The sequence below is a fragment of the uncultured Methanobrevibacter sp. genome, from assembly GCF_902771435.1.
GTDB lineage: Archaea > Methanobacteriota > Methanobacteria > Methanobacteriales > Methanobacteriaceae > Methanocatella.
In genome coordinates this window covers 12965-33734 of sequence record NZ_CACXXB010000001.1, presented here as the reverse complement: position 1 = coordinate 33734, position 20770 = coordinate 12965, and the positions used below count along the sequence as shown (strand labels likewise).

The window sequence follows — 20770 nt, the reverse complement described above, 5'->3', positions numbered from 1 at the left end:
CACCTTTTAATTTTTACCTAAAATTTCTTTGATGACATATTTATCGTCATCGTCAAAGACTCTTAATAAGTAGATTGCTGCAAAATAAATTATAATTCCGACCGGAAGTGCAACCCACATGTTCAGGTGGAGGATGTTGAGAGCTATTCCTAATATTGCAGATCCAGTAATTATTTTAATTATATCATAATATAATTTCTTGTTAGGCCTGTGGCCTAGTTTATAAATCACATAACTTTGAATAACAACAATTAAAACATCACTTAAAACTGTTGTTATTGCTGCACCATTATATGATAAATATGGAATTAAAATAAGGTTTAAGACAACATTAAATACTGCAGCTATTGCATAAATTTTTGTAACGGTAACTTCTTTGTATGATGCATTTAATAAAGTATTTCCTGCACCGCTGATGAATAATAAGCATACTGTCCAGATTAATATGGATAAAACTGAAGATGATGCATCGTATTGATGTCCGTAAATCAAATGGATGATGTCTGTTGAGTAGTGCATTGTTGCAATTGCTATTGGGATAATTGCGAGCAGTAGGTATTTGATTGATTTTTCATAAAGTGTTAAAAGCATTGATTCATCATTTTTAAAGAATTTGCTCATTACGGGAAATATGACTGCACTGTAAATTCCATAAAATAATGTTAAAACACCAATTAGTTTATATGTTGCATTATAAATACCAGTTGCATAATTTCCAACCATATTTGTAAGCATCACCATGTCAATTGAGTAATAAATTGAAGATAAAATTGCTGTTGCCGCAAATGGGAGTGCAGCTATTGTAATCATTTTACAGAATTCTTTATCAAATTCATAGTTGGGATTTGTAAAATGTTTAGTTAAAATATGATAGCAATAAATTAATGCAATCATATTTGCTACAATATAAGCTATTGCTATCCCATAAAGTCCTAAATCAGTATAAATAGCTATTAAAATAAATATAAAAGTTAATACATTCAATAATGTGTTGCTGATTCCTTGAAACTTTCCTTCCTCAAATGCCTGAAATGTAGCGGTCATCAATTCTACGAACTTTTTTATAATCTGCTCTATTGTAATAAGTAATGTGACGGTTATGGTAAGTTCATCACAGTTCATTAGTATTAAAACAATTAATATTACAAAAAATCCAAAAATTGAAAATAAACCTTTCAGGGGTATTGCATTACCTAAATATTTTGGAGCCGAATCATAATCAGTTGCAATATGCCTCACACTATGAATTCCAATACCAAAATCAAATAAAATGCATAATATTCCGGTCAATGAGACAGCAAATCCAAAAATACCATATTGCTCAACTCCAAGATATCGAGCCATTAAAATAGTCCAAATAAATCCACATATGCTAGTAATTATTTGTGAAACAAATAACCAACTCATATTTTTAAATATTGTTTTTGTTTGACTCATTTTAGCACTTTTTAATAATTATTTATATGCGTGAATAATTCCTATATCTTCAAAAGGTAAATCACTGACCACAACAGGGAAAGTATCTATTTTAAATCCATCTTCTTCTAATTTTTCAATAAGTGGAATGAAATTTTTTCCAGTTATTTTGGAGTGATGTTCAAAAATAATATCATTAAACATTGTCAAATCTTCATTTAGAATTATTTCAAACTCGCATCCTTCACAATCCATTTTTAAAATATCTGGAGTAAAATTATAATTATTTAATATATCATTAATGGTTATAATTTCCATTTTATATGTATCATCATCAATATAATCTTTTATTGATTTTGCATTGATTTGCAATTCTCCCCTTTTTGCACCTACTCCTTTATTAATAAAAGTAATTTTATCTTTTAAATCATCATTTAAATCAATATTTTCAAGAGCTAAATCATATAAATGTTTCACTGGTTCAAATCCAATAACTTCAGAACCTTTTTTTGCAAAATATAGAGAAGTGTCTCCATTATTTCCACCAATGTCTATTACATGTCGATTATTAAAATCAACCATATTCCATTCATCACCATAAAAGTATTCTTCGCTACAAACAGCATATTCATATGGGGAATTTTCTTTAAATGTGGAATTTTTAACATTAATGTATTTAATATTCCCAATTGTTACATATTCTAAATTTTTGTCAATTTCTTCCATATATATTAAAAATTCAGAAGTTTTTTCTTTAGGAATCTTTTTGATTTTTTTCATTATATCATTTAATGTTGATTCATTGTGTATTATTATTTTTTGATGTGAATTTTTTGCTTGAATTTCACATGAATTTTTTAATCCAAATTTAAATTTTAAAGCTTCAATGGGATTGTTTAGATACTTGAAATAATCAACAAAATATTTTATTTTTTTCATTACATATCATCTACTCAAAATTAATCTATTAAATTAAGTTTATTAAAACAAATATTTAATATTTTATAACATATATCAAAATTCATCCAAAATACTTTTCCATATTGTACTTGAATTTTTAACTAAATAATTATTTTCTACGTCTTCATAAGCATTTTTTAATGTTGTTTTATATAATTGGTCATCTTCAATTAAATTAATTAATGCATTTTCCCATTCTTCAGGGGTGTTATTCACAACTATTCCTGTGTTTTTTTCACCAATTTCTTTGTAAGGTCCAATATTGCTATAAACACCAGGAATATTTAACGCAGTGTACTCTAAATATTTAAGATTGCTTTTGCTTCTATTAATATTTGTATCTTCTAAAGGAGCAACTGCGATATCCCAGTCAATTTCATTTTGCATCCAATTTATAAAATTAATATATGGTAAGCTATTATACATAAGACCAAGTCTACTTAAAAAATTTGAAACAAAATTTTTCAAGTAATCTTTAAATGTGGGATTATTTTTATAGTTATTTGGCATATTGATCTTTTTAATCCATTCATGATTTTCAGAACACACACCAACAACTTCAAGAATTATATTTTTATTATTAAATGCTTTTTTAACTTTATAAATTGCGTTTTCTATCAGTTTAACATCGTTTCCATGTGTACGAGTTCCAAAATAACCAATTTTAATTGTTTTTTTATTATTTAAGTTTTTAATATTTGTATTTGGATTGAAATCAAATAATTTTAACAGGGTATTTGGAACAATGGTAATATTCTCATTTAGGTTCAGTAATTGTGTTTTTAAATTTTCTGTAGAAACAGTAACAATATCAGAATTTTTAAGAATAATTTTTAGAGTTTTTTCTATTTTTGAAAATCTGTCATAGCTGACATGTGTTTTATCAATATTTAAAAGATCATCATCAATATCAAATATGATTTTAATATTTTTTTTATATAGTTTATTAAATAATGTTTCAATTTCTTTTAAATTCAATTTTAATTTATCAAATATGTCTCTTTGAATGATAATTATATCTAAATTATTATTTTCCAAGTTATTATAAAATGTTTGGATTGTGTCGTTATCTATAATTAATATACTGAATTCAGAAGTTAATTCATTTAAAGGAGATAATAGTCGAATATATGAACTAGGTGAATAATAATTGGTGTTACCTCCAATTAAAATTCCAATTCTTTTATTATGGGTGTTAATATTTGAGGAGTTATAATTTTTTATATTTTCAAATGTTATTATTACACAACCTTTAATGTTTTTATTTTTATGGTTTAATTTTTCTATATATTCCTCGGGATATATCCAGACTTTTTAATAATATGATTGCACTTTCATAGTGTCCTTTTAAAATAAGGTTATTTATTGGTTTTGCCCATTTAGAATCCAACTTTCCATTAAACTTTATTTCTTTTTCAAAATCATGTATTTTTTTTAAAATATCCTTTAATTTTTCACGAGAAGAAATAAATGAAGTTTCATAAATCAACCATTGAATAGCATTTTTTGCTCTAAAATTTATATGTTCCTCTATATTAAATTTTTTTAATTGATTATACTCATAAATTATGCATTCTATTATTTCGGGTATGTATTCTTCTCCGTTTGTGTGTGAAAGTGAGTCTGTTCGAATATTCCAACGATAACCATAATATTTATTTAAATAGACCATTTTTTCAGAATTTAAATAGTAATCCCATGTAAACATATCATCATCTAATCTGCTATGTTCATTAAATTTTAAGTTATTTGATGTGATTATTTCATTTTTAAATATTTTATTTAAGATGATATGGCTATTGAAATAAAGTAATTCCTCATTTTTAAGAATGATTTTGTCATTTTCTTCAACGCCGTTAACATAGGATATTTTTTCTTCAATATTGTTTGCTTGACCCACCATCATTCTTCCACAAACAACAATGTCTGCATTTTCATTGATAATGGTTTCATATAATGTTTTGCACATGTTTACATCATATTCATCATCATTGTCCATGAACATTATATAATCGCTTGTTGCTGTGTTTAAACCGATGTTTCGACCAAAACCAGGATATCCATGATTTTTTTCAGAGTAATATGGAATAATGTTTTTGTATTTTTCACTATATGATTCAATTATTTTTTTTGAGTTATCATTTGACGCATCATCAACTAAAATTAGTTCAATATTCTCGAATCCTATACTTTGTTTGATAATGGACTTAATACTGTTGTCTAGATGTTTTTCAGCATTGTAAACTGGTATTATGACACTAATTTTATAACTCATTAATATAATCTCCAAAATTAATTTATTTTTCTATTGCATAATAATAATCATTTATAACTTCATAAATATTTGATTTTACAACATTTTTTGCATTTTTTTCGATTTGTTTTGATCTTATTTTTAGATAAGTATTAGGGCAGTATTGCTTAATCATTCCTAAGGGGAGATTATTTGAATCAATATTTTTGAATAATTTATTTATACATTGATGCATGTCTTTTTTACTCATATAGTATCTGCAACGGTCTGAAAAACTGTACTTTCTTTGAAGTTGTTGTTCAAGTTTGTTTCCTTGATAGTATTTTTCCCAATCTTTTGGATTATCCAACATAATCTTTTCAAGAACTTCTATAAAATTAGCTTTTTCATTTTCATCTTTAATCAATTCTTTTTCCATTAAGCTGAGTGAAAATAATCCTTCTCTTAAAGCATATGTAACTGCAGGACCAACTTTTAAGATTGCAATTCCATCTTCAACCATTTCTTTTAATTTTTCTCTAAATTGAAAATCGGTGGAGTGACCTTCAAAGACTAAATGAGGATATTCTTTTAACTTTTTGCATAATTCTTTTGAATCGTTTCTATTATAATCATGAATGTCTTCATTGCTGAATTCCACGCCTGGTTGAACTACAACTGCAATAATATTGCTCCATGCATCTTCAAATCCATTTTCTTTAAAGATTTTATCATATGTGTTTATTGTATTTTCGAAATCAGTTGGATTTGTAACTTCTAAAGTAGCTTTTTCTTCATATTCTCCACCAGGAATAGGAACTTCACTACCAATAACATAAACTGGATGAATTGAATCTGGAAACTCTTTACTTCTTTCAATAAAACTTTCTTCACAGGTTTTATATAATTCAACACCTCTTCTAGCAATTGTTTCATCAGACAATTTTTTTGAAGTATCATCACTGGCTAGAAACATACTGGTATCCAAATGTATTTTAGTGTAACCTGCAAGAACTGCTAGTCTTACAAGTTCCTTTGCATTTTCCATAGCTTCTGATTCATTTTCATCGGCCCATGCAAGAGGTCCAAAATGATCCGCACCAAGAATGATTTTATCTTTAGGAAATTTGATTTTATCTGCAATATCAAACACATAATCCCTAAAATCAGCGGGTGTCATTCCAGTATATCCTCCAAATTGATTTACTTGATTTGCAGTGCATTCAATTAGAACATAGTCATTTGTGTTTAAATAATATTCTAAAATTGTTTCAATAACTATATTATTTGCAGTACAATAGGATGCAATGCCGGAGTTGATTCCATGCTTTCTTTTATCAAGAATTTCCTTAATTGGGTGTTTCAAATAATCACCATTTATTTTTTAGATTCAAAGAAGTAACTGTGAATTGTCTTTTTGAAGATTTCAAGATCGTGAGGATAAGTAATTTTTAAGTTAATAACATTGCATTCAATTGTCTTCATTTTTATGCCATGCTCTAAAGCCATTGCTCCGCCTGAAGTCATTTGCTCAAGTTCTTCATTGTCCGCTTCATCATAAATTGGGAATATTTCACTGAACTTGAATCCTTCAGGAGATGCTCCTGCAACCAATTCATGTCTTGGAATAACTTCTGTAATGAATCCTTCATCGTCCATTCTATAAACTGTATCGTATTGATATGCCCCAAGCGTTGCTCCACCATATTCTTTAATGGCTTCAATAACATTGATGGTTCCGTTTTCATCAACATAAGGATGTGTTGCATCATGAAGTAATACAATATCTTCATCTTTGGCTTTACCTGAAATTGCTTTTAATCCATTATAAACGGAATGTGAACGTGTTTCTCCGCCGGCTACAATAGAAATTGGTTTTTTAATTTCAAGGTTGTCAATCCATTTTTGGACATAATCAATCCACATTTGATTGGATATGATAATTATTTCATCTACACATTCTAATTGATTGTATGATTTTAGAATATAGTGAAAAATAGGTATTCCATCAATTTCTATGTATTGTTTTGGTCTGTCGGCACCTAATCTTGTGCCGCTTCCACCCATCATTAATAATAAATAATTCATTTAAATCACTAAATATTATTTACATAGATTATATTATATATAGTTAAACTAAAAATTATTATTAATATATTTTATTGGATTAATTAAGGGGTTAAAATGATAATTAATAAAATTATTGATGAAGATACAAAACAAATAATTCAAGAAAATGATGGATTAAGTGAATTATATGGTAAGTCTGTAATGATTACCGGTGCTTCTGGAATGATTGGAAGCTATTTTGCATACACTTTAATGAAATTAAATGAAGATTATGGAGCAAATATTAAAATAATACCATTAGTTAGAAGTTTAAATAAGTTAAATGAAAAAATTCTTGAAAAAGATTACGTTAGCCCTATAGTTCAAGATGTTACTGAAAAAATAGAGTATGAGGGTGAAATTAATTATATAATTCATGCAGCTAGCCCGGCTAGTCCTAAAATCATGAAAGAAAAACCCGTTGAAACAAATTTTGCTAATACTCTTGGAACTGCAAATACATTAATGCTTGCAAAAAACAAGAATGTTGATGGTTATTTGTTTATTTCTTCAAGAGAAATCTATGGTCAACCGTTGAATAATCAGGAATATTTTAAAGAAGATAGTTTTGGATTCATTGATCAATTAGTACCTAGAAATGCTTATGCGGAAGGCAAAAAGGCTGCTGAAAATATGTGTGTTGGATTTAATAAGGAATACGGTGTTAACACAAAGATTGTTAGATTGGCACATACATATGGTCCTGGAATGAGTATTTATGATGGTAGAGTGCAAGCGGATTTCTTAAAAAATTTAGTTAAGGGTGAAGATATCTTATTAAAAAGTGATGGTTCATCTATAAGGACATATACTTACATTAGTGATGCTGTAAGTGCTATGTTTAAAATTATATTAAAAAGTGAAGATATCGTTTATAATGTATCAGATGAACGAAATGAAGTTTCAATTAGAGATTTAGCAGAAATTATTGCAAGTATTCCTCAAAAACAATTAAAATTAGTATTTGATATAGATGATGGTGATGATAAGGGTTATGCTCCTTTTAAATTCGGTTTATTGTCATCTTATAAAATTCGAAATGAACTTGGTTGGGAAGCTAAATACTCGGTTAAAGAGGGTTTTAAAAGAACTTATGAATTTTTAAAATTGATTTATAAATAAGTTCATAACTTATCAAAATTATCATTTATCAATTTTAATTCTTTTAATGTTTCTTTAAAAGCAACACTTAATTTTTCTTCATCATTTTCAAATAATAATAAGTTATATCCTGTGAAGTCGTGAATTTGAATATCTGGAGGCATATTCATATAGGATTCACCATACCAAAATTTAAGTAATTCATGGGCATTATTAGGACTTTTAAATGAATATCCCTCGAAATTAATATTTTTAATTGGATAAATCCATTCAGTTTTAAACGCACCAAAATCATCCCATTGGGTGCAATCTATTCCTTCCCCTATTAAAGAGGTTTTATCATATGACATGCCTAATTTTTCAAATATTGTATTAAATTCCTCATCAAATGAAAAATTTGCTTTTTGATAAAGTTTCATAAAATAAAATTTTTGAGAGAGATATTTCTTATTATACTTATTCACAGAGTCTTCTTTGACGTAATCAAAAGGAAACACATCAATTTTCACAAAAGGTTTTAAGCAGGCAAATTGTAAAAATCTTTGTTTATAATCATGATTATCGAAAAAATAATCTCCATATGCCTGAGTATAAATATGGTTCACATCTTCAAATACATTTTCATTAAAATTTTTTAGTAATGTTAATCCGAAATTGTTTTTAATATAATCAATTTTTTTAATTTCATCGGGTAATACTTCTATTAATCTATTGTAATCGTCTCTCATCATGATAATGTCTAAATCTTCATCCCAGGGGATGAATCCTTTATGGCGGACAGCACCTAACAATGTTCCATAGCATAAAATATAATCTATATCATATTTTTTACAGACATTATCAATAAATCTTAATATTTCAACAGATAATTCTTGAACATCTCTAAGAAAACCTGTTGTTTCAATATTTGTATATTTTAATAGGAAATCCATATATTGGTTTGATTTACTTTCTTTTTTGCCTTTAAACTTATCTAATAATTTTAAAAATTTGATAGAATAATAAATAACTGTTTCAGAATTTTGTATTTTTTCAGGTAATTTTTTGTATATTTTATTAAAATCCATTGTACTGCCTTCATTTTTTATAAATTGTTTTAATACATAATTTTTATTTCTATAATCTATTTAGATTAATATTCTCCAAAATCAATTTTTTCGGGAGCTGGTCTAAATCTTTTATCTTCAGGAGGTAATTTCATATAATCTCCATAAATGATTTTTAATATTGCATCGGGATTATTAGGTACATTTACTTCAATATCTTCAAATTTTGCTTTTTTTGGGGGCAACCAATCCTTTCTTTTGTAGATAGGCAACATAATTAATGCAGGAAAATCACATACTTCATCTGAATCAAAATCTTCATATTTTTTATATGTTTTAACACATCTTTTTTTTAGACTTATCTGTGAAATTGGTAGAATTTTTAAAATGTAATATGCACCTTGTTGGACAAACTGTTTTAATTTTGATTCATTTTCATATTTTATTGATCGATGTAGTGATATTTGAGTAAGTAGGAAACATCTCCATTTATAAAAAAATCTTTTCATGTTATTTTCAGGTAAATTATCTAAGATAAAAATGTCCATGAATATATTTGGTTTATAATCTACTTGATTTGCCCAGAATTCTTCAAGGAGGGTATTTTTAAGATTAAATCTGGCAAAAGTATATGGATAAGTTTCTTCATTTAAAACATTAAATAGATGATATTTGTCATTTGGTTTTTCGCTCATAATCTTATTTAACTTTTCAAAATCTTTTCTAAACATCATTAAATCAATGTCGTCATCCCATGGGATGAAACCACCATGTCTGATTGTTCCAAGTAATGTTCCTCCATTTACAAAATAAGTAATATCATTTTCTTCACAAATTTTAATGAAATCTTTTAACATCATCTTTTGAACTTTTTGCAAATGCTTTAAGGTTTCATCATCATATCTTTTAGATTTAAACATATTTTTACCAGCGATATTTTTTTCAGTCTTATTTTAATATATGTGTTGGAAATTTTTAAATATTTCTTTTTTTATAAATATTATATTATAATAGTAATAGGTAATGAATATGAAATCTGATAAACCGATTGTTTACACTTGTTTTTGTACTGATGTAATCCATGATGGACATCTAAACTTAATTAATGAAGCTAAAAAGTATGGGGATGTTATTGTAGGTGTTCTTTGCGATTCCGAAATGGTTAAATACAATAAATTTCCATTAAAATCAACAAAAGAACGTGTTGAACTTGTCAAATCAATTCCGGACATTAAAGAAGTTGTCATACAGAATAAGGTAATGTATGATGATATTGTAAAAGAACTCCGTCCGGATTACATTATTCATGGGGACAACTGGGCTGAGGATTCAATGAAAGCCATCAGAAAAAATATTTTAAAGGTTTTGGACGAATATGGCGGTGAACTGATTGAAGTTCCTTACACCTTCAATCCTAAAGTTCAAAAAATCGACAGGCAGATGAGGGAACAGCTCGCAATGCCTGAACTTAGAAGAAAAAGGCTAAGGCAGCTATTGGATATGGTTCCTGTTGTCAAGACAATTGAGGTTCACAGCGGTTTGACAGGTTTGATTGCGGAAAAAACAGTCATTGCCGATGATGAGCACGTCGATCAGTTTGAAGCTATGTGGATTTCAAGTTTATGTGACAGTACCGAAAAGGGAAAGCCTGACATTGAACTGGTTGACATGACCTCCCGATTCAGAACAATCAACGACATCATGGAAGTTACAACAAAACCTATTATTTTTGACGGAGACACTGGAGGAATTGCAGAGCATTTTGTCTATACTGTAAGGTCTTTGGAGAGAATGGGTGTTTCAGCAGTCATTATTGAAGATAAAATCGGTTTAAAGAAAAATTCACTGTTTGGAACTGAAGTGGAGCAGACTCAGGATGATATTGAACATTTCTGTGAAAAGATTGCCGCAGGCAAAAACGCACAGTTGTCTGATGACTTTATGATTATCGCAAGAATTGAAAGCTTAATTTTAGAGCAGGGTATGGAAGATGCATTAAAAAGAGCATTTGCATTCAGAGATGCGGGTGCTGACGGAATCATGATTCACAGCAGAAGAAAAGAACCTGATGAAATATTGGAGTTCTGTGATAAATTCAGAGAAAAAGACAGTGAAACTCCGATTGTTGTAGTTCCGTCTTCATTCAATACCATAACCGAAGATGAACTTAAAGAGCATGGTGTTAATATTGTCATTTATGCCAATCAGCTGTTAAGAGCAGCATTTCCTGCAATGCAGAATGCGGCAAAATCCATCTTAAAACATCATAGGGCTCATGAAATTGATGAGGAATTACTGTCCATTAAAGATATCATTACATTAATTGATGAATTATAAGAGATTAACATGTCCAGATATGCAATTTTATCAGATATTCATGGAAACCTATTTGCACTAAAGGAAGTTATAAACGATTTGAACAGTCAGAATATCGATTCGATCATTCTTTTAGGCGATTTGATAGATTATGGAATGCAGTCAAATGAAGTAATCGAATATGTTAAAGATACTTTTTTAGAAAAAATAATCTGCAACATCTGGGGAAATCATGAGAAAGCCATTTTAACTAAGGATTTCGCCCATTTTTCAAGCAAAAGGGGAGTTGACTCTGCAAAATTTACAGAATCACAGCTTACATCTGAATCTAAAGATTATTTAAATAATGAATTAATCCATGATGGAAAATACGAATTTGAAATCGACAATAAAAAGATTTTAGCCATTCATGGTTCTTTAAATGACTATTATTGGAAAGCTATTTTTCCGGATAACTTAAATGGAGACTATTCAGATTTTGACATTGTCTTATCTGGGCATTCTCACTATCCTCATGTTTTCCAACATTTTTATGAGGTTGACAATCCTGATATGAGAAACAAGAAATCTGTGCTGTTTATCAATCCGGGATCTGTGGGTCAGCCTAGAAACCATAACCCAAATGCACAGTATGCAATTCTAGACGTGGATTCTATGGGTGTTGAGTTAAGATATGTAAAGTATCCAAAAGATAAGGCCATGGCTTTGTATGATGGAAGTATTGATGATTTTTATCGTTCAAGATTAGAAAATGGAATATAAGAAGGGAATAAAATGAAAATTTTATATGTTATTAGTGGTGTTACAGGCATGACTGGTAATGAGCTGGTAAGACAGCTTTTAAACCAGGATGAGGATGAAGTTAAAATTATAGGATTTGATAACTTCTACGCATCATCAATTGACACTGTAAAGGACTGTTTGGATGATGAACGTTTTGACTTTTACGAATATGACTTAAACGACAAGGAACAGATGGATACCATCAAATCCTTAGTTTTGGATTTAAAAGACGATTTTGATGAGGTTACCTACATTAACTGTGCTGCTGTTGTTCACACAGAGCATTTCTATAATGTATATGAGACTTATGAAACCAATGTTGTCAGCATGAATGATTTTCTCACTCAGGCGATTGATGTTGGGGCTGAAAAGTACATTAACTGTTCCACTTCAGAAATCTATTCCATGAACTCCTGGAATGAGGATGGAGGTGTTAAAGAATCTGACTTCATCACAATGGCTGATGCGGAACACAGCCAAAGGACAAGCTATGCAACTGGAAAGCTATTGACTGAGTTTTTCATGAAGGATGCAGTTGACACAGGCAAAATCAAAGGGTGTTCTATCCGTTTTGCAAACGTATACAGTAAAAATGAAAAACTGCCAAAACACATCATACCTCATATAATAAACAGTTTCAAAACAACTGGGGAAGTTACACTGCTTGAAAACTCCAAAAAGAACTGCAGGACTTTTCTAAACAATTATGACAGTTGCAGTGCAGTATTGGCATTGGCCAAAACAGATTCTGCACTTGACGGAACAATATACAATGTTGCAACCGATGAGGAAATATCAATCATTGATTTGACAAAACTGATAGCAAAGAAAATGGGAATTGATAATCCGGTTATCAAGTTTGAAGGTTATCGTGAATCCGATCCTGAAAGAAGGCTGTTGTCAACAGAAAAAATCAGAACAAGAACTGACTGGAAACCAATAATGGACTTGGATAAGGGACTGGATGAATGTGTTGAAAATTACACTAATTTAGGTGAATAGTTTGAATATAGTTATTATTGGAGTTGCAGGAGTCTCAAGCAGATTCAACAAGGACATCCCTGAAGAAGATAAGATATTGAAGTGTCTGTATTTTGAAGAAAAACCTCAAAATACATTAATTTACCGTATGCTTGAAAAAGTCGGTTATGCTGATAGGATTATTGTTGTCGGCGGATACAAATATGATGATTTGGTTGACTACATTAACAATAACGTTTCAAAAGACCTACAAAATAAAATCATTACAGTTTACAACGACCATTTCAGCGATTTAAGTTCAGGATATAGCTTATATCTTGGAATCAAAGAGGCTTTGGATAATTTCACAGACATTGATGAAGTTCTTTTTGTTGAAGGAGATTTGGACATTGACACAGAATCATTCAACAAGGTTGTATCCTGTGATAAAAACGTCTTGACATTCAACCATGAACCTATTTTTTCAAATAAGGCGGTTGTTTTATACCAGGATGAAAATGACGAATATCATTATCTGTTCAATAGCGACCATGGATTGTTGTCCTTGGACGAGCCTTTTAAGGCAATATTCAATTCAGGTCAGACCTGGAAATTTACAGACATGAATCTGCTTAAAATAGCCAATGATAATTTCTATGAAAATCTCATAGAAGACACAAATCTTGGAATAATCCAAAAATACTTCGATTTAGTAGAAAATAATGATGAAATTGAGATTATTGGCTTAAAACATTGGGTAAACTGCAATACCCGTGATGATTATAAATTAATTAAAGAATACTGGGAGGAATAATATTATGAAAACTTTAGATGAAAGATTACAGGTTGTTGAAAACCATGTAAAAAATGATGAAATTACAATTATGATTATCGGTTTGGGAAGTGTCGGAACCTATTTACTTGACTTTTTGGTAAGTAAAAATGACCCTGCAATAAAACTGGTCGTTGTTGGAAGAAACCAGGAAAAAATGCAATCTGATGTTAACATTGTCCGTGTTGCAAGTCTTATTCGTGAATTGAACAAATCACAAATTTTAATTGAAGGTGGTGTCGATTTAAATGATATTGATGCTATCAAAAAAGCAATAAGCAAATATGATCCGGATTTCATTGTAAACTCAAGCAGGGCTTATCCTGGACTTAAATACGGCAGTATTTCCTGGAGTAACGTAAGGGCATATGGTATCTGGACTCCTTTATCAATTAGATTTACCAAAAACATCATGGAAGCATGTGACAAGGTCGATACCAATGCGGTTGTCATCAATACTTCCTATTCAGATGCGGTTATTCCTTGGCTTAAAAGTGCAGGAAAAGCATATCCTGACTTTGGAAGCGGAAACTTGAATCACCTGATTCCTAGAATGAAATTTGCAGTAGCGGACATTTTAGGTGTTGATGATTTCTGGAATGTTGACTTTAACTTTGCGGCAGCTCACTTTCATGACGTGTGCATAAGTAAAGAAGGTCAAACCGAAGGTGTTGAATTGCCTTTGAAAATATATTACAAGGGCGAAGAAAAAGACATTCCTCATGATGACATTTTCAAAGCATGTTCCATCAGCATGCCTGTTGACCAAAAAAGGAATATGATGAATGCATCAAGTAACTACCGTATAATCTCTGCTGTAATTGATGCAATACGCACTGGAGAAAATCAAAAGGTATTTGCTCCAGGAGTATTCGGCCACATTGGAGGATATCCTGTAATAGTTGGATACAAAGATGGAAAGATTTCCGCTTGGATTGATGAGTCAGTATTCAGTTTTGATGAGATGGATAAGGCTAACCGTGAATCCCTCGCTTTGGATGGTGTTGAAGATATTAGGGACGCAACATTAATCTACACTGATGATTTGATAAGAAAAGTTAAAGATGCATTCGGTGAAGACTTGCCAAAAGAAGTTAAATATGATGATATAGAAAAGACTGCGGAATTCTTAATAGAAAAAATCATCACTCCACAATTATAAAAGAGTTTTAATATGAATGTTGAAGATTTTGTTGATGCTTTGGGCTGTGATTTCTACACTGGTGTTCCTGACTCACAACTTAAAGCATTATGTAATTATTTAATGAATACATATGGTATTGATGAGAAACACCATATCATTGCAGCTAATGAAGGTAATTGTACTGCATTGGCTGCGGGGTATCATCTAGCAACCGGCAAGGTTCCTGTTGTTTATATGCAGAATAGTGGTGAAGGAAACATTATCAATCCTGTCGCTTCACTGTTAAACGATAAGGTTTATGCAATTCCATGCATTTTTGTAATTGGATGGAGAGGACAGCCTGGCATTCATGATGAGCCCCAGCACATCTATCAGGGACAGATTACCTGTGATTTATTGGATTTGATGGATATTGAAAACTTTGTCATTGGTGAAGATACCACTTCTGAAGAGCTTAAAACTGTAATGAATGATTATAATAAAGTTTTGGATTCAGGTAAAAGTGTAGCTTTTGTTGTTCGAAAAAATGCTTTAACTTACAGTGAAAAAGTTGAATATGTTAATGATAATGATATGGTTCGTGAAGAAATCATTGAACACATTGTCAATGTCACCGGTGAAGATCCTATTGTTTCAACAACCGGAAAGGCAAGCAGGGAACTGTTTGAAATAAGGGAATCAAATAATCAGGCTCATAAGTATGATTTTTTAACAGTAGGTTCTATGGGTCACACATCTTCAATTGCATTGGGTGTAGCTATAAATAAGCCTGATGAAAAAATTTGGTGTATTGATGGTGATGGATCTGCATTGATGCATTTGGGTTCATTAGGTGTTGTAGGTAATGTAAAACCTAAAAATTTAGTCCACATTGTTATTAACAACGGAGCCCATGAAACTGTTGGAGGAATGCCAACTGTTGCTTCAACAATGAATCTGGTAAACATTGCCGAATCATGCGGTTATACTTATGCAGTATCAGTTGATAATTTCGATGATTTGGACACAGAACTCGAAAAAGCCAAAAATATGGATGAACTTTGCTTTATTGAGGTGTTGTGTTCTATTGGTGCCCGTGATGATTTGGGAAGGCCGACAACAACAGCTATTGAAAACAAAGAAAATTTCATGGAATTCATTAAATAAATAATTAAAAGTGATAATGTGAAACTTAAAAAATACGACGACGAAACTTTAAAACATATTCATGATGTCGAATTGATGATTTTAAAGGATTTGATAAGTTTCTGTGATAAAAATAATCTGACCTATTTCATGTATGCAGGTTCTCTTTTGGGAACCATAAGGCATGAAGGATTTATACCTTGGGATGATGATTTGGATGTTGTCATGTTAAGGGATGAATTTGAAAAGTTTAAAAAATTATATTTGGCTTCTCCAAATCAGAAATATGAATTGCTGACAAATGAAGCCGAAAAAGATTATTTTTATTTGTTTGCAAAGTTATCACTAAAAAATACACGATTTGAAGAGAAATGGGCATCTCAGCTTGATTTTGACATAGGATTCAACATTGACATCTTTGTTCTAGATGATTTGGTTGAAAACAAATATAAACGTTTTTATCAGCTTAAAAAAGCTTATTTATACAACCGTTTATTAATAATGTCAAAAATAAGACTGGATGATTTGCCATTCATTTCAAAATTAATCACACATTCTATGTACCATATATTAAATATTTTAAAGCTCAATCCTTCCAGATTAACTAAAAAATGCTTGAATTTTCTAAATAAATACTCTGATGCTAATTCTAAAAATGTGTTTGATATTTCAGCAACCGCTAAGGAATATCCTTTAATATATGATAAGGATGATTTTAAAGATGTAATTCAAGTAAAATTTGAGGACACTCATGTCAATGTTCCAAAAAATTATGATAAAATACTGACTGAGTTATACGGTGATTATATGCAGTTGCCTCCCGAAGAAGACAGATATAATCATCCAATTGATATAATTGATTTTGGTAAATATTAATTATTTTTTATTTTTATTTTTCATTTAAATCCTAACCTATTTATTATCTTAACTACAAAAATAATTTACATAATTAAATAGGAAAATGGAAATTATGGCAGATAAAAATGAATGGGGCAGTAACCTGTCATTCATCCTTGCAATGATCGGTTCTGCCGTTGGACTTGGAAACATTTGGAGATATCCTTATGTGCTTTACTCTAATGGTGGGGGAGCATTCTACATCCCTTATATTGTGGCAATTCTTTTGATGGGAATTCCATTTTTGATTTTGGAGTATGGCGTGGGATATAATTTTAAATCTTCTTTTCCAAAGGCGATTAGAAAGATTCACTCCAATTGGGAATTTTTAGGCTGGCTTTTGCCGGTTGCTGTTTTTATGATTATGATTTATTACTCAGCTATTTTGGGCTGGGATGGAATTTACATGATTTTGAGTTTCACAAAGGGTTGGGGTGCAAATCCGGATACATTCTTTGCAACAACTCTTCTCCAGTCAAGTGATTCCATATCTGGCTTATTGCATTTTGTTCCAATCATTGCAGTTGCAATGCTTGTTGGTTGGGTAATCATTTGGCTTATATCTCATAAGGATCTTGAAGAGGGTCTTGGTAGGGTTTCAAAAATTTTAGTGCCTGCACTGTTTGTAATTATGGTTATTATTGTTGCAGTCTCTTTGACTTTACCTGGAGCTTCAATCGGTCTTGCGGAGCTTTTCAACCCGGACTGGTCACTTCTGACACACTTTGAAATATGGATGGCGGCATTCGGACAGATTATATTTTCCCTGAGTTTGGGAATGTCAATAGCATTTACATATGCGAGCTATACTAGGGACAATGCAGATTTGATTACAAATACAATATCAATTGCTCTTGCTAACTCCCTTTTTGAAAATTTCGCCGCTTTAGGGGTATTTTCAATTTTAGGCTACATGTCAATGCAGTCAGGAACTGCAGTATCCGAACTTGTAACCCAGGGAACAGGACTTGTGTTTGTTGCATATCCGACAGTGTTCAATGTGCTGGGTCAATGGGCTTATGTATTGGGACCTCTGTTCTTTTTAACAGTTTATCTTGCAGGTCTTACAAGCATATTGTCAACAATTGAGCCTTTGTCATTTTCAATTCAAAACAAATTTGGATACTCAAGGTCAAAAGCAATGACAATACTGATTATTTTCGGTGCGGCTGTTTCCATGATTTATGCAACCGCATATGGTGGATCAGTACTTGGATATGTGGATACGTTCATTAACCAGATTGCTCTGCTGTTTGGTGTTATTCTTGAGTGTATTGTATTTGCATGGGTATTTAAAGCAGAAAAACTCATTGGCTTTTTAAATGCCAGAAGTAAAACAATCAAATTGGGAAAATGGTGGCTTGCAATTGTCAAATATGTTCTCCCAATCTTCATATCAATTATATGGATTGGAGGATTGATTGATGTACTTAAAACCCAAACATTTGACCAATCAATATTCATGGTGATTGTTGCGGTAATTCTTTTGGTTGCAACAATTGTATTTACAATTCTCCCGGCCAAAAACCCTGACTGGGAGGATGTTGAAGAAAGAGTGTAGGTGTTATGGTTAATCCATAACATTTCTATTTTTTTAGCTTATAAGCTTATTCACGAAGTTTTTCTCGTTGTTCTTTTTTTCCAGATGAATGGTGATTGTTCCGTTTGAATCTTCATGAATTATTTCATCATAATCTGAAATGTTAAGAGTAGGCTCACTGGATTCTGTAAAGTAAACTCCCATCATCAGGCCCAAAACACATAACAGGAATATGAGAAGTATTGCGGTATTTTTCATGTTCATGATTAAATATTATTTTTTGTAATATATAAACTAAATAGAAAACTATTTTAATACCTTATGCTCAAACAATTAATGAAAGCTTTAAGAGGTGAGAATATGAAAAGCTTTATTTTAGTCCTTTTAGGGATTATTGTAGCATTACTGGTTGTCGGTGGTGCTGTAGCATATTCTTTCATGAGCCAATCAGGTGTTAATATGAATGAAAACGATTCTAATATAATGGAAAATATAAAGGATAAAGCAAGTAATGTCGCATCTTTGGAAGGTTCCCAGTCAGATGACGGGAACATTGTAAGCGAAATTGTCAAGGCCAACGGCCAAAACGGCGAAGGATACTATCGTGAAGTCACTTATAGTGATGGAGGCTTCAGGCAGTTCGATGTGGATTCAGGCGAACTGATAGGTTCATCCTACAAATCCGATCAGGACAAACTCCCAAGCCTGGAATGATAGAATGATTTTTAAAGAGTTATTGGAATATTTCAATATCAGGGCTTCATTTCCGGATTACCTTCTGGAACAGACCTTCAACAAGGTTTTTCTTGACGGTGAAATATCACACATCGGAAACAATTATAAGATATCGGTTACAACAAGGCAGAATGTTACCCATCAGATGTTTATCAAGCCAGCCGAAGCGTATCCGGTTACAATTTTATCCGAGCTTCCTAACGGCTCACTGAACGGGATGAAATTCGGTTTGACTCCCGATGATGTGGCATACATTAACAAATTATAACTCTTTTTATTTTTTTTTAACATTAACGACTGTTTTTTCCACTTTTCAACTGAATTTGCCTGCTTGAGATATATATCCTATTTTTCAGTTAACTTTCAAATTCGATATCGCCGATGTTAATGTAAAACTCGGTTTAAATAATAAACAGGTTTGAAGAATGTGTCTGAATTATCAGCCGTTCCTTTGTCATAATCAATTCTAAAATCTTGGTAAAATTTAACTCTGGAATGCATTAGATTAACTAATTTTATATAATATATAATTCAAAAATTATAATATACTAATTTAATAATTTTGTTGATATCATGGAGAAAAAAGAGTTAATTAACGGTGGAAAAGTAAAAAGCGTATTTACTACCGATAACGAAGACCAGGTCATAATCGAGTTTAGAGACGACATGACTGCAGGTGACGGAGAAAGAAAAGAAGTCATGAACAACAAGGGTGCATACAATGCCATAATTTCTACTAAAATATTTAGGGTTTTAGAGGAAAACGGTATTGAAACCCAGTTGATTGACCTCCCTGAACCTAATGTAATGCTTGCAAAAAAGCTTGAAATGATTCCAATCGAAGTTATTGTAAGAAATATTGCTACCGGTAGTTTGGTTCGCAAATATCCAATTGCAGACGGTACCAAATTGGAACCTCCGATTGTTCAAATGGATTTCAAGGCCGATGAGTATCATGATCCTATGTTGAATGATTCAATTATTAAGGCATTGGGCATTGCAACACAGGAGGAAATTGACATCCTCACAGAAAAGGCATTGAAAATCAATGAGGTTTTAACAGAATTCCTTGCAGATGCAGGAATCATACTTGTTGATTTCAAGGTCGAATTCGGTAAGGACAAGGATGGAAACATTCTTTTGGGTGATGAGATTTCCCCTGACGGATGCAGATTATGGGACAGTGAAACATTGGACATGTTGGACAAGGAGTTATTTAGAAAAGGAAAAGACGATGAAGTTATGGCTGCTTATGTAGAAGTATATAACAGAATTATTCCTGATGATGAAAAGGTGATTTAGATGTTATTTGATATTGAAGTAAAGATTTCCCTTAAAAGTGGTATGTTAAACCCTGAAGCTACAACAATCGAAAGGTCTCTCGAATTGCTTGGCTATGAAGTTGAAAACGTAAAAACTGTTGAAACCATCAAATTCCAAATGGAAGGTGAAGACAGGGAAGTAATCAGGGAAAATGTAGTTGACATGTGTGAAAGATTACTCTGTAATCCTGTAATTCATGATTATAAAATCAATGTCATTCCACAGAATATGGCTTGTGGTAAATAGGAGC

The 20770-nt window shown here is 31.0% G+C and carries 22 protein-coding genes; 13 read left to right on the top strand and 9 right to left on the bottom strand.

The genetic code is table 11. From position 1 onward, the window contains the following. Positions 1-6 precede the first annotated feature (6 nt). From QZU83_RS00170 to QZU83_RS00145, 6 genes are all read right to left on the bottom strand, one after another. Positions 7-1437, bottom strand: a complete 1431-nt coding sequence (locus tag QZU83_RS00170; RefSeq protein ID WP_366925367.1) for a flippase — start codon at positions 1435-1437, stop codon at positions 7-9. 18 nt (positions 1438-1455) lie between these two features. Further along, positions 1456-2355 (bottom strand): FkbM family methyltransferase, encoded by a 900-nt coding sequence (locus QZU83_RS00165; RefSeq protein ID WP_295608932.1) that lies wholly within the window; start codon positions 2353-2355, stop codon positions 1456-1458. A 75-nt stretch (positions 2356-2430) separates the two neighbouring features. Continuing rightward, positions 2431-3414, bottom strand: coding sequence for a glycosyltransferase (locus QZU83_RS00160; protein WP_295608931.1), 984 nt, complete (start codon positions 3412-3414; stop codon positions 2431-2433). Positions 3415-3643: 229 nt separating this feature from the next. Then, entirely contained in the window at positions 3644-4651 is a 1008-nt protein-coding gene (locus QZU83_RS00155; protein WP_295608930.1) for a glycosyltransferase family 2 protein, read from the bottom strand. 22 nt (positions 4652-4673) lie between these two features. Then, the gene (locus tag QZU83_RS00150; RefSeq protein ID WP_295608929.1) at positions 4674-5975 is read right to left on the bottom strand and encodes a class II D-tagatose-bisphosphate aldolase, non-catalytic subunit; all 1302 of its coding nucleotides are present in this window, start codon (positions 5973-5975) and stop codon (positions 4674-4676) included. Between the two features lie 11 nt (positions 5976-5986). Continuing rightward, the gene (locus QZU83_RS00145; protein ID WP_295608928.1) at positions 5987-6697 is read right to left on the bottom strand and encodes a 2-C-methyl-D-erythritol 4-phosphate cytidylyltransferase; all 711 of its coding nucleotides are present in this window, start codon (positions 6695-6697) and stop codon (positions 5987-5989) included. Between the two features lie 96 nt (positions 6698-6793). Between QZU83_RS00145 and QZU83_RS00140 the strand changes: the two genes are divergently transcribed. Further along, positions 6794-7840, top strand: a complete 1047-nt coding sequence (locus tag QZU83_RS00140; protein ID WP_295608927.1) for an NAD-dependent epimerase/dehydratase family protein — start codon at positions 6794-6796, stop codon at positions 7838-7840. A gap of 2 nt (positions 7841-7842) precedes the next feature. Here QZU83_RS00140 and QZU83_RS00135 read toward each other — a convergent pair whose 3' ends face one another. Both QZU83_RS00135 and QZU83_RS00130 read right to left on the bottom strand, forming a co-directional pair. Beyond that, positions 7843-8886: a phosphorylcholine transferase LicD gene (locus tag QZU83_RS00135; protein ID WP_295608926.1), complete on the bottom strand. Its 1044-nt coding sequence runs from the start codon at positions 8884-8886 to the stop codon at positions 7843-7845. Between the two features lie 65 nt (positions 8887-8951). Then, positions 8952-9785 carry a phosphorylcholine transferase LicD gene (locus QZU83_RS00130; protein WP_295608925.1) on the bottom strand — a complete coding sequence of 278 codons (834 nt, stop codon included), beginning with the start codon at positions 9783-9785 and terminating at the stop codon, positions 8952-8954. A 109-nt stretch (positions 9786-9894) separates the two neighbouring features. Between QZU83_RS00130 and aepX the strand changes: the two genes are divergently transcribed. The 8 genes from aepX (at position 9895) to QZU83_RS00090 (ending at position 18483) form a co-directional block, all read left to right on the top strand. Continuing rightward, positions 9895-11202, top strand: a complete 1308-nt coding sequence (gene aepX, locus QZU83_RS00125; RefSeq protein WP_295608924.1) for a phosphoenolpyruvate mutase — start codon at positions 9895-9897, stop codon at positions 11200-11202. A gap of 9 nt (positions 11203-11211) precedes the next feature. Continuing rightward, positions 11212-11943: a metallophosphoesterase gene (locus QZU83_RS00120; protein WP_295608923.1), complete on the top strand. Its 732-nt coding sequence runs from the start codon at positions 11212-11214 to the stop codon at positions 11941-11943. Positions 11944-11955: 12 nt separating this feature from the next. Next, positions 11956-12966 carry an NAD(P)-dependent oxidoreductase gene (locus QZU83_RS00115; protein WP_295608922.1) on the top strand — a complete coding sequence of 337 codons (1011 nt, stop codon included), beginning with the start codon at positions 11956-11958 and terminating at the stop codon, positions 12964-12966. Between the two features lies 1 nt (position 12967). Next, positions 12968-13738 carry a DUF6564 domain-containing protein gene (locus QZU83_RS00110; protein ID WP_295608921.1) on the top strand — a complete coding sequence of 257 codons (771 nt, stop codon included), beginning with the start codon at positions 12968-12970 and terminating at the stop codon, positions 13736-13738. Between the two features lie 4 nt (positions 13739-13742). Then, a complete protein-coding gene (locus tag QZU83_RS00105) occupies positions 13743-14918 on the top strand; it encodes a saccharopine dehydrogenase NADP-binding domain-containing protein (RefSeq protein ID WP_295608920.1) in 1176 nt (391 codons plus the stop codon). 12 nt (positions 14919-14930) lie between these two features. Further along, positions 14931-16046, top strand: a complete 1116-nt coding sequence (aepY, locus tag QZU83_RS00100; protein ID WP_295608919.1) for a phosphonopyruvate decarboxylase — start codon at positions 14931-14933, stop codon at positions 16044-16046. Between the two features lie 18 nt (positions 16047-16064). Continuing rightward, a complete protein-coding gene (locus QZU83_RS00095; protein WP_295608918.1) occupies positions 16065-16901 on the top strand; it encodes a phosphorylcholine transferase LicD in 837 nt (278 codons plus the stop codon). Positions 16902-16995: 94 nt separating this feature from the next. Beyond that, positions 16996-18483, top strand: a complete 1488-nt coding sequence (locus QZU83_RS00090) for a sodium-dependent transporter (protein WP_295608917.1) — start codon at positions 16996-16998, stop codon at positions 18481-18483. Between the two features lie 33 nt (positions 18484-18516). On the opposite strand, the gene QZU83_RS00085 is transcribed toward QZU83_RS00090, so the two are convergent. Next, positions 18517-18726 carry a hypothetical protein gene (locus QZU83_RS00085; protein WP_295608916.1) on the bottom strand — a complete coding sequence of 70 codons (210 nt, stop codon included), beginning with the start codon at positions 18724-18726 and terminating at the stop codon, positions 18517-18519. Between the two features lie 96 nt (positions 18727-18822). Between QZU83_RS00085 and QZU83_RS00080 the strand changes: the two genes are divergently transcribed. From QZU83_RS00080 to purS, 4 genes are all read left to right on the top strand, one after another. After that, positions 18823-19176 carry a flagellar protein, FliL gene (locus tag QZU83_RS00080; protein ID WP_295608915.1) on the top strand — a complete coding sequence of 118 codons (354 nt, stop codon included), beginning with the start codon at positions 18823-18825 and terminating at the stop codon, positions 19174-19176. 4 nt (positions 19177-19180) lie between these two features. Beyond that, the gene (locus QZU83_RS00075) at positions 19181-19465 is read left to right on the top strand and encodes a hypothetical protein (RefSeq protein WP_295608914.1); all 285 of its coding nucleotides are present in this window, start codon (positions 19181-19183) and stop codon (positions 19463-19465) included. A gap of 305 nt (positions 19466-19770) precedes the next feature. Then, on the top strand, positions 19771-20499 hold the full coding sequence (gene purC / locus QZU83_RS00070; protein ID WP_295608913.1) for a phosphoribosylaminoimidazolesuccinocarboxamide synthase: 729 nt from the start codon (positions 19771-19773) through the stop codon (positions 20497-20499). Continuing rightward, positions 20500-20766 (top strand): phosphoribosylformylglycinamidine synthase subunit PurS, encoded by a 267-nt coding sequence (gene purS / locus QZU83_RS00065; RefSeq protein WP_295608912.1) that lies wholly within the window; start codon positions 20500-20502, stop codon positions 20764-20766. Positions 20767-20770: the final 4 nt, after the last annotated feature.